The sequence below is a fragment of the Nonomuraea composti genome (assembly GCF_012034275.1).
Lineage (GTDB): Bacteria > Actinomycetota > Actinomycetes > Streptosporangiales > Streptosporangiaceae > Nonomuraea > Nonomuraea composti.
Genome location: NZ_JAATEP010000046.1, coordinates 79,077 through 94,572, shown reverse-complemented (window position 1 = coordinate 94,572; position 15,496 = coordinate 79,077). Strand labels below are relative to the sequence as shown.

Below are 15,496 nucleotides of genomic sequence, written 5' to 3'. Positions count from 1 at the left end.
GCGCGCCAGGCCAGGGGCGGAGCGCCGGGCTGCTGCCCGCCGGGCGCAGGTCAGGCGGTGAAGCGGCCGAACGGGCGCCCGCCCGGCGCGGTGACCCTGATGCGCCGCATCCGCCCGCGGGCGTCCGGCCCCGGCCGGCGCGGTAACCGCATCGTGAGCAGGACGGTGGTGCCGCCCGGCCCGGTGCGGAAGTCGGCGGCGTCGCACAGCCGCCGGATCAGGTAGATGCCCCGCCCCGTGTACGACGAGTCGGACGGCCTCTTGCCCCCGTTGACGTAGGGCTCGGGGATGCCCGCCCCCCGGTCTCTCGTCTCGGAGCAGATGACACCGTCGACGGTGTAGAGCCTGAATCGCCCATAACCCCCGGCGTGCTCGACGGCGTTGACCACGCTCTCGTGCACGGCCAGGACGAAGTCATCGAGCCGGGGCCCGTGGAGCCCGCAGCTCTCGGCGTGCTCGGCGACCACGTGCCGCAGCTTGCTCACGTCCTCGAGACTGAAGCTCTGGGCGATCAAGGTACGCATGCGCTCCTCCGTGTCGTCCACTTCGACACGCAGGCCGCGCTTCAGGACCTCGCGTGGTCTTTCCTCTTCCCAGGACCGGAGAACTTACACCCGGCCCGCTCTTTACGGACGTCCGCCAATCCCCGTCGCGAGCTCGCGCACCCGCGCGACAGGACCGGCATCGGGCGCCAGCGGCGCGGTGTCCATGCCCGCACCGTCGTGCAACCCGTCGAACAACTCCCGCATCGCCTCCTCGGAGGTGTGACGCGGCTGCCACCCGAGTACGTCACGAGCTCGCTCGGTCTTCATGACCGGAAGTCGCAGCACCAGCTCCAGCAGTCCAGGGGCGGCGGGGATGAGCCGCAGCGACCAGCCGGCCGCGACGGCCGCGGTGGCCAGGCCGCGCGGGACCCGCACCGTGCGCGTGTCCAGCAGCTTGGCCAGGTCGTGCGCGTCGAGCACGGGCTCGGCGGCGATGTTGAAGGCGCCGCGCACCGGCTGGACGACCGCCAGCCGGTACGCCTCGCCCGCGTCGTCGGCGTGCAGCGCCTGCAGCCGCAGCCCGGGGATGTCCGGCACGAACGGGATCCGGCCCGCCTTGACCAGCCGCCGCGGCAGGAACGGCCCCGCGAACAGCCTGCGCTGCTCGGTGGCGGCGGCCCGCTGGAAGATGAAGCCGGGCCGCATGCGCACCACGCGGATGTTCGGGTGGTCGTGCTCGAACACGTCGAGCACCCGCTCCACGTACGCCTTCTCCCGCCCGTACGCGGCGCCGGGCCAGCCGTGCGTGGGCCAGCTCTCGTCCACGGGCCGGTCCTTGGGCCCCGGCGAGTACGCCCCCACGGACGAGGCGTGCACGAGCGCCGGCACCCCGGCCTCGGCGGCGGCGCGGAAGACCCGCATGCTGCCGAGCACGTTGGCCCGCCAGGTGACGGCGGGGTCCCTGGTGGGCTGGAACAGCCACGCCAGGTGCACCACCGCGTCGGCGCCGTCGAAGATCCGGGTCAGGTCGGCGGTGGCGACGTCGGCCTGCCGCCACTCGGTGCGGTCGACGCGCCAGCCCGGCAGCCGGCGGGCGACGCCGACGATCGAGGTCACGCCGCTGTCGGCGGCCAGCGCGCGTACCACGCTCGTGCCGACGTTCCCGGTTGCTCCCACCACGACGACTCTCATGCGTGCTCCGCTGCCCGGCTCACGCGCCGCGAAACCCTGTGAGCTGCGCACATCAGGGCTGGAGGATGACCTTCACGGCCCCGTCCGCCTTCTTCTGGAACATCTCGTACGCCTGCGGCGCCTGCTCCAGCGGCATCCGGTGCGTGGTCAGGTCCATGACGCCGAGCGGGTCGGCGTCGTCGGTGACCAGCGGCATGAGTGCCGGGATCCACCGCTTGACGTGGGCCTGGCCCATGCGCAGCGTGATGCCCTTGTCGAACATGCGCAGCATCGGCATGGGGTCGGTCATGCCGCCGTACACGCCGATGATCGAGATGACGCCGCCGCGCCGGACGGAGTCGATGGCCTGGTTCAGTGCCGCGAGCCGGTCCACGCCGGCGTTCGACATGAGCGGCGCGGCCACCGCGTCGGGCAGCAGCCCGGTCAGCGTCTGGGCGAGCTTGGCGGCGGGCGAGCCGTGGGCCTCCATGCCGACGGCGTCGATGACGGAGTCGGTGCCGCGCCCGGAGGTGCGCTGCCTGATCTCCTCGGGCACGTCGTGCACCTCGCTGGCGTCGACGACCTCGATGCCGTGGCGGCGGGCCATGTCCAGGCGGGCGTTGATGCCGTCGACGCCGATCACGCGGTAGCCGAGGTGGCGGGCGATGCGGGCGCACATCTGGCCGATGGGGCCGAGGCCGAGGACGGTCACGCTGCCGCCGTTGGGGATCTCCGCGTACGCGACGGCCTGCCAGGAGGTGGGCAGCACGTCGGAGAGGTAGAGGAAGCGCTCGTCCGGCGGCCCTTCCGGCACCTTGATCGGGCCGAACTGCGCCTCGGGCACCCGCAGGTACTCGGCCTGCCCGCCGGGGACCTGGCCGTAGAGCTTGGTGTAGCCGAACAGGGCGGCGCCCATGCCGCGCTCGCGGACCTGGGTGGTCTCGCACTGCGCGTAGAGCTCCATGCCGCACATGTGGCAGTGGCCGCACGCGATGTTGAACGGGATGACCACGCGGTCGCCGGGCTTGAGGCCGTCGACGCCGGCCCCGACCTCCTCGACGACGCCCATGGGCTCGTGCCCGATGATGTCGCCCTCGGCCATGAACGGCCCCAGCACCTCGTACAGGTGCAGATCGGAGCCGCAGATCCCGGTGCTGGTCACCCTGATGATCGCGTCGTTGGCCTCCTTGATGGCCGGGTCGGGGACCTCCTCGACCCGTACGTCCCGCTTGCCGTGCCAGGTGACTGCCTTCATAAATGCCGCATACCCCCACATAGCTCTCCAAACGGCTCCTCCCGCCGGCCGCCGTCCCTAGACTGCGCCCCATGGAACGCAGAGAGCCCACGCCGCTCACCTCCGATGAAATGGCCAGGTTCCTCCCGGCCATGACGGAATGGCTGGCCAAGGAACTGCTCGAAAAGGGCTCGGTGCGGCTGGCCGCCCTCGACACGCTCGGCAGCCAGCGCAACTTCCAGGAGGTGGCCTCCCGCGTGAGCGCGGTGCTCGGCCGCCGGGTGATCACCGTGACCAGCAGCCACGGCATGACGTTCGAGCTCGCCGACGGGCAACTGCCTGACCAGGAGCGATCCGCCATAACACGGTGATAGGTGGAATTTGACACGACCACTCTCCGGCAGGGGTCCCGTACGGTGACGGCACCCCCCAGTACGAGGAGAGTGCACCCATGCTCCCCAGGAAGACCCTGGCGGCGGCCATCGCGTTGGCGGCCGTCCCCCTGCTCACCGTCCCGGCCGTCGCGTTAGCCGCGCGGCAGGACGACTCCCTGTTCGAGGCGGCCAGGGCGAGCGCGTCCGTCGCGGCCGATCCCCCTCCCGGCCTCGTGCGCGCGCTCGCCCGCGACCTCGGCGTCACCGGCGAGCAGGCCGAGCGGCGGCTGGTCAACGAGGCCGCCGCGGCCGCGATCGAGCCCCGCCTGCGCGAGCTGCTCGGCGGCACGTACGCCGGCACGTGGGTGACGGGCCCCACCGCCACCCCGGTGGCCGCCACCACCGACCCGTCGAAGGCGGCCGAGATCACGGCCGCCGGCGTCGAGGCCCGCGTGGCCGCCCGCCCGCTCGACCACCTCGACCGGGTCAAGGCCGCCCTCGACCGGGCCGCCGCCGAGGCGCCCAAGACCGCGCCCGTCTGGTACGTGGACGTCATGGAGAACACGGTGGTCGTCCTGACCTCCACCCCGGCCAAGGCCGCCGCCTGGGTCCGGGCCAGCGACGCCGACGCCTCCGCCGTGCGCGTCGTCCGCTCCGACGAGCGGCCCCGGACCTTCTACGACGTGCGCGGCGGCGACGCCTACTACATCGGCTCGGGCACCCGCTGCTCCGTCGGCTTCTCCGTGACGCGGCCCGGCTCCCAGGGCGGCTTCGTCTCGGCCGGGCACTGCGGCAGCACCGGCGCCACCACCTCCGGCTCCAACCGGGTGGCCCAGGGCACCTTCCGCGGCTCGTCGTTCCCCGGCAACGACTACTCCTGGGTCGAGGTCAACACCCAGTGGACCCCCGTCGGCGTGGTGAACGGCTACAGCGCCGGCATCCTGCCCGTCCGCGGCGCGGCCGTCGCCCAGCCCGGCTCGTCGGTCTGCCGCTCCGGCTCGACCACCCAGTGGCACTGCGGCTCGGTGCAGCAGCTCAACACCAGCGTCACCTACCAGCAGGGCACGGTCACCGGCGTCACCAGGACCAGCGTCTGCGCCGAGCCGGGCGACTCGGGCGGCTCGTTCATCTCCGGCGACCAGGCCCAGGGCGTGACGTCCGGCGGCTCGGGCAACTGCGGTTCGGGCGGGACGACGTACTTCCAGCCCGTCGGGGAGATCCTGTCGGCGTACGGGCTGACCCTGGCCACCCAGGGCGGCGGCCCGTCGCCCACCATCACGCCGACGGGGCCGGGTGACGGCACGTGGGCGCCGAACACGGCGTACGCGACCGGCGACACCGTCACCTACGGCGGAGCGACGTACCGGTGCCTGCAAGGCCACACCTCGCAGACCGGCTGGGAGCCGCCGAACGTACCGGCGCTCTGGCAGCGGATCTAGGCGCGCACACCGTCCAGGCGCATCTAGGAAGAGCCCCCAGGCTGGAGAGCCCCCTCTCCGGCCTGGGCCGCCCGCTCCTCCTGCTCCCCCTGCTCCCCCTGCTCCTCCTCCTGCTCCTCCTGCTCCTCCGCGAGCCGCATGGCCTCCTCGACCAGCGTCTCCACGATGCGCGACTCCGGCACGGTCTTGACCACCTCGCCCTTGACGAAGATCTGGCCCTTGCCGTTGCCGGCGGCCACCCCCAGGTCGGCCTCGCGCGCCTCCCCCGGCCCGTTGACCACGCAGCCCATGACCGCCACCCGCAGCGGGTGCGGGAACCCGTCGAGCGCGGCCGTCACCCGGTCGGTCAGCGTGTAGACGTCGACCTGGGCGCGCCCGCACGACGGGCAGGAGACGATCTCCAGCCGCCGCTCCCGCAGCCCCAGCGACTCCAGGATGCCGATGCCGACCTTCACCTCCTCCACGGGCGGCGCGGACAGCGACACCCTGATCGTGTCGCCGATGCCCTCGTCGAGCAGCACCCCGAAGGCCACCGCCGACTTGACCGTGCCCTGCATGAGCGGCCCCGCCTCGGTGACGCCGAGGTGCAGCGGGTAGTCGCAGCGCGCGGCCAGCAGCCGGTAGGCGGCCACCGTCACCCGGGGGTCGTGGTGCTTGACCGAGATCTTGAGGTCGCGGAAGCCGTGCTCCTCGAAGAGCGAGCACTCCCACAGCGCCGACTCCACCAGCGCCTCGGGCGTGGCCCTGCCGTGCCTGGCCAGCAGCCGGGGGTCGAGCGAGCCGGCGTTGACCCCGATCCTGATCGGCACCCCCGCGCCGGCCGCCGCCCGGGCGATCTCGCCCACCTTGTCATCGAATTTCTTGATGTTGCCGGGGTTGACCCGCACGGCCGCGCAGCCGGCGTCGATCGCGGCGAAGACGTACTTGGGCTGGAAGTGGATGTCGGCGACGACGGGGATCTGCGAGCTGCGCGCGATGGCGGGCAGCGCGTCGGCGTCGTCCTGCGACGGCACCGCCACCCGGACGATCTGGCAGCCGGCCGCGGTCAGCTCGGCGATCTGCCGCAGGGTGGCGTCGACGTCGGCCGTGACCGTGGTCGTCATCGACTGCACGGAGACGGGCGCGTCGCCGCCGACCGGCACGCTGCCCACCATGACCTGCCGGGACACCCTCCGGGGCCGCCGGACGGACGGGAGGCCCAGATTCACAGCGGCCATCTGGTCAGCTCCTTCCTGATCGCGTACGCGATGCCCTGGCCGGTCAGCCCGGCCTCGGCGAGCAGCTCGGAGCGGCTGCCCTGGCCGATGAACGCGCAGGGCAGGCCCAGGTTGAGCACGTGCTGGCCGGGCCCGCAGACCTGCCGCAGCAGGGCCCCGGCCCCCGAGGCCGCGATGCCGTCCTCGACCGTGACGACCATGCGGCTGCCGCGCACGGCCTCGCGCAGGCCGGCGGAGACCGGGATGACCCAGCGCGGATCGACCACGGTCACGCCGAGGCCGGCGGCCGACAACATCGCGGCGGCGCTCAGGCACGGCTCGGCCATCGGTCCGACGGCCACGATGAGCACGTCGTGGCCGGTGGAGGAGAGCACGTCGGCGTCGCCGACGGAGCCGGCGGCCGGCAGCTCGGGCCCCGCCGCCGCCTTGGGGAAGCGCAGGGCGGTGGGGCCGTCGTGCGCCACGGCCTCCTCCAGCAGCTCCGACAGCCGCACCACGTCGCGCGGCGCGGCCACCCGCATGCCCGGCACGACGGACAGCGCCGCGAGATCCCACATGCCGTGGTGGCTGGGCCCGTCGGGGCCGGTGATGCCGGCCCGGTCGAGCACCAGCGTGACCGGCAGCCGGTGCAGCGCGACGTCCATCAGCACCTGGTCGGCGGCGCGGCTGAGGAAGGTGGCGTAGACGGCGACGACCGGGTGCAGGCCGCTCATGGCCAGGCCCGCGGCCGAGGCGAGGGCGTGCTGCTCGGCGATGCCGACGTCGTACATGCGCCCGGGGAAGCGCCGGCCGAACGCGGCCAGCCCGGTGGGGCCCGGCATGGCGGCGGTGATGGCGACCAAATCGCGGCGCCGCTCGCCGAGCGCGCACAGCTGGTCGGCGAGCGCGTGCGTCCAGGTGGTCGTGCGCGGCCCCAGCGGCCGGCCGGTCGCCGGGTCGGTGACGGGGATGGCGTGCAGGTGCTCGTCGAGGTCCTGCTCGGCGGGCTCGTAGCCGTGGCCCTTGCGGGTCAGGCAGTGGATCACGACGGGCGCGCGCAGCTCGCGGGCCGTGCGCATGGCCTGCTCCAGCGCCGCGATGTCGTGCCCGTCGACCGGGCCGAGGTAGCGCAGGCCGAGGCTCTCGAAGACGGTGAGGGCGGGGGCGGCACGCAGCCGCCCGAGGTGGTCGGCGCAGCCGCCGACCGTCGGCGCGTAGGAGCGGCCGTTGTCGTTGAGCACGACGATGACCGGCCGGTGCCGGGCCGCGCCCAGGTTGTTGAGCGCCTCCCACGCGACGCCGCCGGTGAGCGCGCCGTCGCCGACCACGGCGACCACCGACCGGGCTTCGCCGCCGGTCAGCTCGCGGGCCTTGGCCATGCCGTCGGCGTAGGACAGCGCGGTGGAGGCGTGGGAGCTGGCCAGATGGTCGTGGACGGACTCCTCGCGACTGGGGTAGCCGCTCAGGCCGCCCCGGCGGCGCAGCGTGTCGAAGCCGTCGCGGCGGCCGGTGAGGATCTTGTGGACGTACGCCTGGTGGCCCGTGTCGAACACGATCACGTCGTCGGGCGAGTGGAACACCCGGTGCAGCGCGATCGTGATCTCCACGATGCCGAGGTTGGAGCCGAGGTGACCACCGCTGGCGCTCACCTTGTCGATGAGGAAGCCGCGGATCTCGCCGGCCAGCCCGGCGAGCAGCTCGGCGGGCAGGGATCGCAGGTCATCGGGGGTCGAGAGATAGGGAAGCAGGGTCTTCATGACATCCCCAGAGATGTGACTGCTGTGGCAAAAGAAAGCTTGAGCCGCATAAGACACTTTACACGCTCAGTAAACAGTGAGTAACTAGGGGTAGCGACCGACTGACAGAAGGAGCCGCGCGCATGCCGGTGGGCTTCACTCAGCACTCCCTTGGTTCACGCATCGACCGGCGGCTGAGCGCATTCCTCGACTCCTGGCGGAATCCCGTCTCCGACCCGGGCGTCGAGGCCGCGTACGGCCTGCTGGCCGACTTCATCCTCAGCGGCGGCAAGCGGGTGCGCCCGCAGCTGTGCTACTGGGGCTGGCGCGGCGCCGGCGGCGACGACTGCGAGGAGATCATCAGCGCCGCCGCCGCCCTGGAGCTGTGCCACGCCGGGCTGCTCATCCACGACGACATCATGGACGGCAGCCTGCTCCGCCGCGGGCACGCCACCGTCCACCGGAGTCTGACGGACCTGCACCGGGGGCCGGGCGCGGAAGCGTTCGGGCAGGCGGGTGGCATCCTGCTGGGCACGCTCAGCCTGGCCTGGTCCGACACGCTGCTGTCGTCGTGCGGGGTGGAGGCGGCCCGGCTGCGGGCCGCGCACCACCTGTTCGACGCCATGCGCACCGAGGTCATCAGCGGCCAGTACCTCGACGTCCTGGCCCAGCTCCGCTCGGGCGCGACGGAGGCCGAGGCGCTGACGGTGATCCGCTACAAGAGCGCCAAGTACACCGTCGAGCGGCCCCTGCAGATCGGCGGCGCGCTGGCCGGCGCCCCGCTGGAGCTGCTCGACGCCTACTCCAGGTTCGGGGTGCCGCTGGGCGAGGCGTTCCAGCTGCGCGACGACGTGCTCGGCACGTTCGGCTCGTCCGCCGAGACCGGCAAGTCGGCACTCGACGACCTGCGCGAGGGCAAGCAGACCGTGATGTACGCCTACGCCGTGCAGCACGCCTCCCCCGCGCAGCTCGACCACCTGAGCACCTGGCACGGCAACCCGGCGCTCACCGAGGAGCGCGCCGCCGAGGTGCGCCAGATCCTCATCGACACCGGAGCGCTGGCCCGGGTCGAGTCAATGATCGAAGAACGCGTGCGCGCGGCCATGTCCGCGCTGGCCGAGGCCCAGATCAAGCCCGAGGCCGCCTCCGTGCTGGCCCTGATGGCCGACCAGCTCGCGCACCGCACCAAGTGAGGGACGTCTTCCACCATGGCACAGGTACTACTCGCGGCTCCGCGCGGCTACTGCGCGGGCGTCGAACGCGCGATCATCACCGTCGAAGAGGCGCTCAAGCGCTTCGGCTCCCCGGTCTACGTGCGCAAGCAGATCGTGCACAACACGTTCGTGGTCGACGACCTCAGCCGCCGGGGCGCGATCTTCGTCGACGAGCTCGACGAGGTCCCCGACGGCGCGCTCGTCGTCTTCTCCGCCCACGGCGTCTCGCCGGCGGTGAAGCAGGAGGCGGCGCGGCGCGGGCTGCGCACCATCGACGCCACCTGCCCGCTGGTCACGAAGGTCCACAAGGAGGCCGTGCGGATGGCCGAGGCGGGCTACGAGATCGTCCTCATCGGGCACGCCGAGCACGAGGAGGTCGAGGGCACGGTCGGCGAGGCCCCCGGGCGCATCCACGTCGTGGACCCCGCGAAGCCGGGCGAGTTCCGGGCGGACGGGCCGGTGAGCTGGCTCTCGCAGACCACGCTGGCGGTCGACGAGACCCTGCGGGCCGTGGAGCGGCTGCGCGAGCGCCACCCCGGCCTCATCGACCCGCCCAGCGACGACATCTGCTACGCCAGCCAGAACCGCCAGGAGGCGGTCCGCGCGATCGCGCCGCGCTGCGAGCTGGTCATCGTCGTCGGCTCCGCCAACTCCTCCAACTCCCAGCGGCTGGTGGACGTCGCGCTCGCCGCCGGGGCGGGCGCGGCCTACCTGGTCGACCGGGCGGCGCACGCCGACGAGCGCTGGCTCGACGGCGTGCAGACCGTCGGGGTCAGCTCCGGCGCCTCGGTGCCGGAAGGGCTGGTCACCGAGTTACTGGGCTGGCTGGCCGCCCGCGGCTACGCCGACGTGGAGCCGGTGACCCTGACCGAGGAGACGCTCACCTTCTCCCTCCCGCTCGAACTCCGATCCAACCGCAAGCCGGGCTAGGGCCCACACCGAGATTGGTGGTGCAGCACGATGACCGAAACAACCCACTCAACCGCGCCCGAGAACGGCAACGGGCAGCTCAGCCTCAGCACCGATGCCGCCAAACAGCTCGCCACGACCACCAAGACACCGCCGCAGATGCAGGAGATCACCACCAGGTGGCTGCTGAAGCTGCTGCCGTGGGTGCAGTGCTCCGGCGGTGTGTTCCGGGTGAACCGGCGGCTGACGTACACGCTGGGCGACGGCCGCATCACCTTCAGCACCACGGGCTCCGAGGTGCGCGTCATCCCCGCCGAGCTGACGGAGCTGCCGATGTTGCGCGGCTTCGACGACATGGAGGTGCTCGAAGCCCTGGCCGGCCGCTTCACCCAGCGCGAGGTGGAGGCGGATGAGGAGATCGTCGCCGAGGGCGGCCAGGTGGACCAATTGGTGCTCATCGCCCACGGCCGGGTGGCCAAGGTCGGGCGCGGCGCGTACGGCGACGACCAGAGCCTCGGCGTGCTGGCCGACGGCGACTATCTCGGCGAGCAGACCCTGGTGGCGGGCGGCCGGTTCGAGTTCAGCGCGCGGGCCAAGACGGCCACCACCGTGCTCACGCTGTCCAGGCAGGACTTCGAGCAGATCGCCGAGCAGGCGCCGGCGTTGCGCGAGCACATCGAGAGCTGGCGGACGAGCGGCTCCCGCGACCAGAACGACTACGGCGAGGCCGCGATCAACATGTCGTCCGGCCACACCGGCGAGGCCGTGCTGCCCGGCACGTTCGTGGACTACGAGCAGTCCCCCCGCGAGTACGAGCTGAGCGTCGCCCAGACCGTGCTGCGCGTCCACAGCCGCGTCTCCGACCTGTACAACCAGCCGATGAGCCAGCTCGACCAGCAGCTGCGCCTCACCATCGAGGCGCTGCGCGAGCGCCAGGAGCACGAGCTGATCAACAACAGGGAGTTCGGCCTGCTGCACAACGCCGACTTCGGCCAGCGCATCCGCACCCGCTCGGGCCCGCCCTCCCCCGACGACCTCGACGACCTGCTGTCCACGGTGTGGAAGGAGCCCTCGTTCTTCCTGGCGCACCCTCAGGCGATCGCCGCGTTCGGGCGGGAGTGCAGCAACCGCGGCATCTACCCGCAGCACACCGAGGTCGGCGGGCACCAGGTGCCGGCCTGGCGGGGCGTGCCGATCTTCCCCTGCAACAAGATCCCGATCAGCAACACGCGCACGACGTCGTTCATGCTGATGCGCACCGGCCAGGAGAACCAGGGCGTCGTGGGCCTGCACCAGACCGGCATCCCCGACGAGTACCAGCCCAGCCTGTCGGTCCGGTTCATGAACATCAACGAGCGGGCCGTCATCTCCTACCTGGTCAGCGCCTACTACTCGGCGGCCGTGCTGGTGCCGGACGCGCTCGGCGTGCTGGAGGACGTCGAGCTCGGCCGGGTCGGCTGACGCGGCACCCGCCCACCGGCTCGCAGGCCGGCACCGCCCGTACGGTGCCGGCCCCTCCACGCCGTGGCACCGGCAAGGAGACACATCTGTGAGGGAGTGACGATGTCCCAGCCGTTCGAACTGCCGGATTTCTACCAGCCGTACCCGGCGCGGCTCAACCCGCACCTGGAGCAGGCCCGCGCCCATTCCAAGCAGTGGGCCCGCGACATGGGCATGCTCGAAGGCTCGGGCGTGTGGGAGGAGGCCGACCTCGACGCCCACGACTACCCGCTGATGTGCGCCTACACCCATCCCGACTGCGACGCGGTGGAGCTGGGGCTGATCACCGACTGGTACGTCTGGGTCTTCTTCTTCGACGACCATTTCCTCGAGGTCTTCAAGCGCACCGGGGACCTGCGGGGCGGCAAGGAGTACCTGAAGCGGCTGGCCCGCTTCATGCCGATGGGCGCCGACCTGACCGTGCCGGAGCCGGTGAACCCGGTCGAGGCGGGCCTGGCCGACCTGTGGCCCCGTACGGTGCCCGGCATGTCCACGGGCTGGCGCGGCCGGTTCGCGGAGAGCACCCGCAACCTGCTGAACGAGTCCCTGTGGGAGCTGGCCAACATCAACAGCGGCCGGGTGGCGAACCCGGTGGAGTACATCGAGATGCGCCGCAAGGTCGGCGGCGCGCCCTGGTCGGCCGGGCTGGTCGAGCACGCCGTGCGCGCGGAGGTGCCGGCCGCGCTCGCGGCCACCCGGCCGCTGCGGGTGCTCAAGGACTCCTTCTCCGACGCCGTGCACCTGCGCAACGACCTGTTCTCCTACCAGCGGGAGGTGGGCGACGAGGGCGAGCTGAGCAACGGGGTGCTGGTGCTGGAGAAGTTCCTGGGTTGCACCACGCAGGAGGCCGCGAACGCGGTCAACGACCTGCTGACCTCGCGGATGCAGCAGTTCGAGCACACGGCGGCCTTCGAGCTGGGCCCGCTGTTCGCCGAGCACGCCGTCGACCCGCTCAGCGCGGCCGACGTGCTCGCCTACGTCAAGGGGCTGCAGGACTGGCAGTCGGGCGGGCACGAGTGGCACCTGCGCTCCAGCCGCTACATGAACGAGCGGGCCAGGGCGACCCGGCCGCTCGGCATGTCGTCGCTGGTGGACGCGCTGGGGGCCAAGCGGCTGCGCAACGTCGCGCACGTGCCGTACCAGCGGGTGGGGCCGTCGGTGATCCCCGACCTGTACGTGCCGTTCGACCTGAAGCTGTCACCCCACCTCGACGCCGCCCGGCGCAACCTCGTGGCCTGGTGCGCGGCGATGGGCATGCTGGAGCCGCGCAACGGTGCGGCCGGGCCGGCCGTGTGGGACGAGGCCAGGCTGATCGACATCGACCTGCCGCTGTGCGCGGCGGGCCTGAATCCCGGCGCCTCGCCCGAGGAACTGGACCTGGCGTCGTTCTGGCTGGCGTGGGGCACGTACGGCGACGACTACTTCCCGGTCGTCTTCGGCCGGTCGCGAAACCTGCCGGCGGCCCAGGTCATGGTGGCGCGGTTCGGGCTGTTCATGCCGCTCGACGGCACCGCGCCACCGGCGCCCGCGAACGCGCTCGAACGCGGCCTGGCCGACGTGTGGGCACGCACGGCCGGGCCGATGCCGCTCGCGGACCGCGCCAAGCTGCGCGCGGCGGTGGAGGAGATGTGCGAGAGCTGGCTGTGGGAGCTGGCCGGCGAGATCTCCCGCCACGTGCCCGATCCGGTGGACTACGTGGAGATGCGCCGCGCCACGTTCGGCTCGCGGCTCACCATGAGCCTGTGCCGGTTGCGGCACTCCAAGGGCATCCCGGAGGAGTTCTTCGCCAGCGGTCCGGTGGTGGCGCTGGAGAACGCGATGATGGACGCCGGGACGCTGGTCAACGACGTGTTCTCGTACCAGAAGGAGGTCGAGTTCGACGGCGAGGTGCACAACTGCGTGCTGGTGACGCAGACGTTCTTCGACTGCGACTACCCGGCGGCGCTCGGCATCGTCAGAGACCTCCAGGAGTCGCGGGTGCGGCAGTTCCAGCACCTGGTGGAGCACGAGCTGCCGATCGTCTGCGACGACTTCGGCCTCGACGCCGCCGCCCGCCGCGAGGTGGACGCGTTCGTGATCGAGCTGCGCGACTGGCTGGCCGGGATCCTCAACTGGCACCGCCACTGCTTCCGCTACGACGAGCCGTCGCTGCTACGCCACCATGCCCTGCCGCCGCGCTGGCGCCTGCGCGGCCCCTCCGGCCTGGGCACCTCCGCCGCCGACATCACCCCTACAGGGGCGCGTGGCGGACCCTGGGCTGGTAGAACCAGCCCATCATGCGCAGCAGCCGCCGCTGGTACGGGGTGACGTTGTGCAGGCGGATCCAGCGTTGCGAGGGCGGCAGCGTGGGCATGACGAGCACGCGCAGCCCTGAGACGTCGATGAAGCTCAGGGATCCGGTGTCGACCACGATGTAGGTGCCCTGGCTGCGGCAGCCCGCGAGCGTCGTGGCCAGTGCCGGGCTGTTGGAGGCGTCGATCTCGCCGATGAGCGTGACGGCGGGCACCCCTGGCGCCGCCGGCCCCGCCGCCATCAGGACGGTCAGCTGCTGGTCCTGGTAGAGCAGCCGCTCCTGGACATTCACGATCCTCGCACCCCCCAACACGCGCTCTGGGGGTCGTCCTGCCGAATCGGGATGGCCGCCGGCACGCACCGCCGGTGGTCGACCCGAGTCCCAGGCTACACGACAGAGGTTTGACGATGTAATTTTCTTGGGAAAATGACCGATTTTTCGGACAATCCTGAATCTTTCCCCCGGATCACTTCTGTCATGAGTCGTCAGGCCCAGCGGGGGCGCGGCAGCGGGCGCCTTGCCGTGGATCTCCCGGCCTCCGCCCACCCCGCGCCGGCCGATGCCAAAAAGCACGAAATATCCGCTTATTGCGTGAGGCGCGTAATGGCGTTTTGTCGCAATAGAAGAGAGAAAAGTACGCAGACAAGACAACTGCGTACAGGTCGGCGCTCATGCCCCCGGACGCCGCGCGAAACGGGAGCGCTGATATGCCATGAACCGAAAAGGGACACGGCAGGTGACGGCCGCGATCTGCGCCATCGTGTGCGCGATCACGACCACTGTCGCGTCCGCCACCCCTGCCATGGGATCCGCGACCGGAGGCATCGCCCTCAGGGCCGCGCTGGAGATGATCGGAGTGCCCTACTCGTGGGGCGGAGGCGGCATCCACGGGCCCGGCTACGGCATCGGGCGAGGCGCAAGGACGAAGGGCTTCGACTGCTCGGGCCTGACCGAGTACGCCTACGCGCGGGCCGGGGTGCTCATCGGCACCACCACCACGGAGCAGTGGCGCTCGGGCGTCCGGGTGCCGCAGGAGCTGCTGGAGCCGGGAGACCTGGTCTTCTTCGACAACGACCGGGCGCGGGCGGGGCCGGAGCACGTGGGGCTGGCCGTGGACGGGCAGCGGATGGTGCACGCGCCGTACACCGGCGCCGTGGTGCGGATCGACCCGCTGGACCGGCCGGACCTGCTGGGAGTCGTGCGGCCCGGCTGGGGCCGCGGGGAGGTGGAGGTTGAGGTGGAGGGGTGATCGGGCTTCCTGCCGCCCATTGTCGGTTCGGCGGGGTTCCTGCCGACCGTCATCGGCCGGGCGGGGTTCCTGCCGCCTGCCGTACGTCCCGCGGGCTCTCCTCGACGGATCGCGCCGGGGGACGTACGGCCACCGAATGCCTTGGTGTGCGGGAAATCCGTACCGTGGTCTCGCGAGTCACCACGGCCGGCTCTCCCGCTCACGCGAGCATGGGTTACTCGGACTTGGAGAAACCGTTCTCGATCTCGGTGTCCTTGTTGTGGTCACCGACGGACGGCTGGTTGTTGTTCAGCAGCTGGAGGTCGACCTCGTCGAGGATGTTGATGATCTCAACCTCGATGTCGTTGGCCGAGTGGTTCAGCACGTCGTTCAGCGCGTCATCGATGATTTGGAACTGGGACAGCAGGGCCTGGCCCTTGTTGCTCGGGTTGGGGCCGACGTCGGCGGACGCGGCGGTCGCGGAGAACCCGAGAGCGGCGGCCGCGATAGCGGCACCGGCCAGAATACGACGGATCATTGTTTGCTTTCCTCCATGGATCGGCGGCGGGAATCCCGGCGCCGGGTTCATTCGTGCAGAGCTGTGAGGTGCCGCTGTCAACGATCGTGGCGGGCATCGGAGATGGCAAACTGGAAATGCCCTCATGGAGGTCAAGGAGGCGCTTGGATTCTTTGGCACTGGATTTCGGCGACCGGCGGG

14 protein-coding genes are annotated in these 15,496 nt (G+C 71.6%); 7 read left to right on the top strand and 7 right to left on the bottom strand.

Translation table 11 applies throughout. The features are described from left to right. Positions 1–50 precede the first annotated feature (50 nt). From HCN51_RS43550 to HCN51_RS43540, 3 genes are all read right to left on the bottom strand, one after another. Positions 51–524 carry an ATP-binding protein gene (locus tag HCN51_RS43550; protein ID WP_168017834.1) on the bottom strand — a complete coding sequence of 158 codons (474 nt, stop codon included), beginning with the start codon at positions 522–524 and terminating at the stop codon, positions 51–53. Between the two features lie 102 nt (positions 525–626). After that, positions 627–1,676 carry an NAD-dependent epimerase/dehydratase family protein gene (locus HCN51_RS43545; protein WP_168017833.1) on the bottom strand — a complete coding sequence of 350 codons (1,050 nt, stop codon included), beginning with the start codon at positions 1,674–1,676 and terminating at the stop codon, positions 627–629. Between the two features lie 52 nt (positions 1,677–1,728). After that, positions 1,729–2,910, bottom strand: coding sequence for a zinc-dependent alcohol dehydrogenase (locus HCN51_RS43540; RefSeq protein WP_168017832.1), 1,182 nt, complete (start codon positions 2,908–2,910; stop codon positions 1,729–1,731). A gap of 71 nt (positions 2,911–2,981) precedes the next feature. Here HCN51_RS43540 and HCN51_RS43535 point away from each other — a divergent pair, with 71 nt between their 5' ends. Further along, on the top strand, positions 2,982–3,260 hold the full coding sequence (locus HCN51_RS43535; RefSeq protein ID WP_168017831.1) for a hypothetical protein: 279 nt from the start codon (positions 2,982–2,984) through the stop codon (positions 3,258–3,260). Between the two features lie 80 nt (positions 3,261–3,340). Next, positions 3,341–4,702 carry a carbohydrate-binding protein gene (locus HCN51_RS43530; protein WP_168017830.1) on the top strand — a complete coding sequence of 454 codons (1,362 nt, stop codon included), beginning with the start codon at positions 3,341–3,343 and terminating at the stop codon, positions 4,700–4,702. Positions 4,703–4,725: 23 nt separating this feature from the next. Here HCN51_RS43530 and ispG read toward each other — a convergent pair whose 3' ends face one another. Next, positions 4,726–5,919 (bottom strand): flavodoxin-dependent (E)-4-hydroxy-3-methylbut-2-enyl-diphosphate synthase, encoded by a 1,194-nt coding sequence (ispG, locus tag HCN51_RS43525; protein ID WP_168017829.1) that lies wholly within the window; start codon positions 5,917–5,919, stop codon positions 4,726–4,728. Then, on the bottom strand, positions 5,907–7,655 hold the full coding sequence (locus HCN51_RS43520) for a 1-deoxy-D-xylulose-5-phosphate synthase (protein WP_168017828.1): 1,749 nt from the start codon (positions 7,653–7,655) through the stop codon (positions 5,907–5,909). The genes ispG and HCN51_RS43520 overlap by 13 nt, the downstream gene beginning before the upstream one ends. A gap of 122 nt (positions 7,656–7,777) precedes the next feature. Here HCN51_RS43520 and HCN51_RS43515 point away from each other — a divergent pair, with 122 nt between their 5' ends. The 4 genes from HCN51_RS43515 to HCN51_RS43500 all read left to right on the top strand — a co-directional run bounded on the left by HCN51_RS43515 (position 7,778) and on the right by HCN51_RS43500 (position 13,564). Next, on the top strand, positions 7,778–8,827 hold the full coding sequence (locus tag HCN51_RS43515) for a polyprenyl synthetase family protein (RefSeq protein WP_168017827.1): 1,050 nt from the start codon (positions 7,778–7,780) through the stop codon (positions 8,825–8,827). Between the two features lie 15 nt (positions 8,828–8,842). Beyond that, complete coding sequence (locus tag HCN51_RS43510) at positions 8,843–9,778, top strand: 4-hydroxy-3-methylbut-2-enyl diphosphate reductase (RefSeq protein ID WP_168017826.1); 936 nt, start codon at positions 8,843–8,845, stop codon at positions 9,776–9,778. A gap of 30 nt (positions 9,779–9,808) precedes the next feature. Beyond that, the gene (locus tag HCN51_RS43505) at positions 9,809–11,218 is read left to right on the top strand and encodes a family 2B encapsulin nanocompartment shell protein (RefSeq protein WP_080044404.1); all 1,410 of its coding nucleotides are present in this window, start codon (positions 9,809–9,811) and stop codon (positions 11,216–11,218) included. Between the two features lie 102 nt (positions 11,219–11,320). Beyond that, a complete protein-coding gene (locus HCN51_RS43500; RefSeq protein WP_240973849.1) occupies positions 11,321–13,564 on the top strand; it encodes a terpene synthase family protein in 2,244 nt (747 codons plus the stop codon). Here HCN51_RS43500 and HCN51_RS43495 read toward each other — a convergent pair. After that, the gene (locus HCN51_RS43495; protein ID WP_168017825.1) at positions 13,488–13,841 is read right to left on the bottom strand and encodes an STAS domain-containing protein; all 354 of its coding nucleotides are present in this window, start codon (positions 13,839–13,841) and stop codon (positions 13,488–13,490) included. The two genes, HCN51_RS43500 and HCN51_RS43495, sit on opposite strands and share 77 nt — an antisense overlap. Before the next feature lie 445 nt (positions 13,842–14,286). Between HCN51_RS43495 and HCN51_RS43490 the strand changes: the two genes are divergently transcribed. Beyond that, positions 14,287–14,799, top strand: a complete 513-nt coding sequence (locus HCN51_RS43490) for an NlpC/P60 family protein (RefSeq protein WP_168017824.1) — start codon at positions 14,287–14,289, stop codon at positions 14,797–14,799. A gap of 214 nt (positions 14,800–15,013) precedes the next feature. Here HCN51_RS43490 and HCN51_RS43485 read toward each other — a convergent pair whose 3' ends face one another. After that, a complete protein-coding gene (locus HCN51_RS43485) occupies positions 15,014–15,316 on the bottom strand; it encodes a hypothetical protein (protein ID WP_080044400.1) in 303 nt (100 codons plus the stop codon). Between the last annotated feature and the right edge of the window lie 180 nt (positions 15,317–15,496).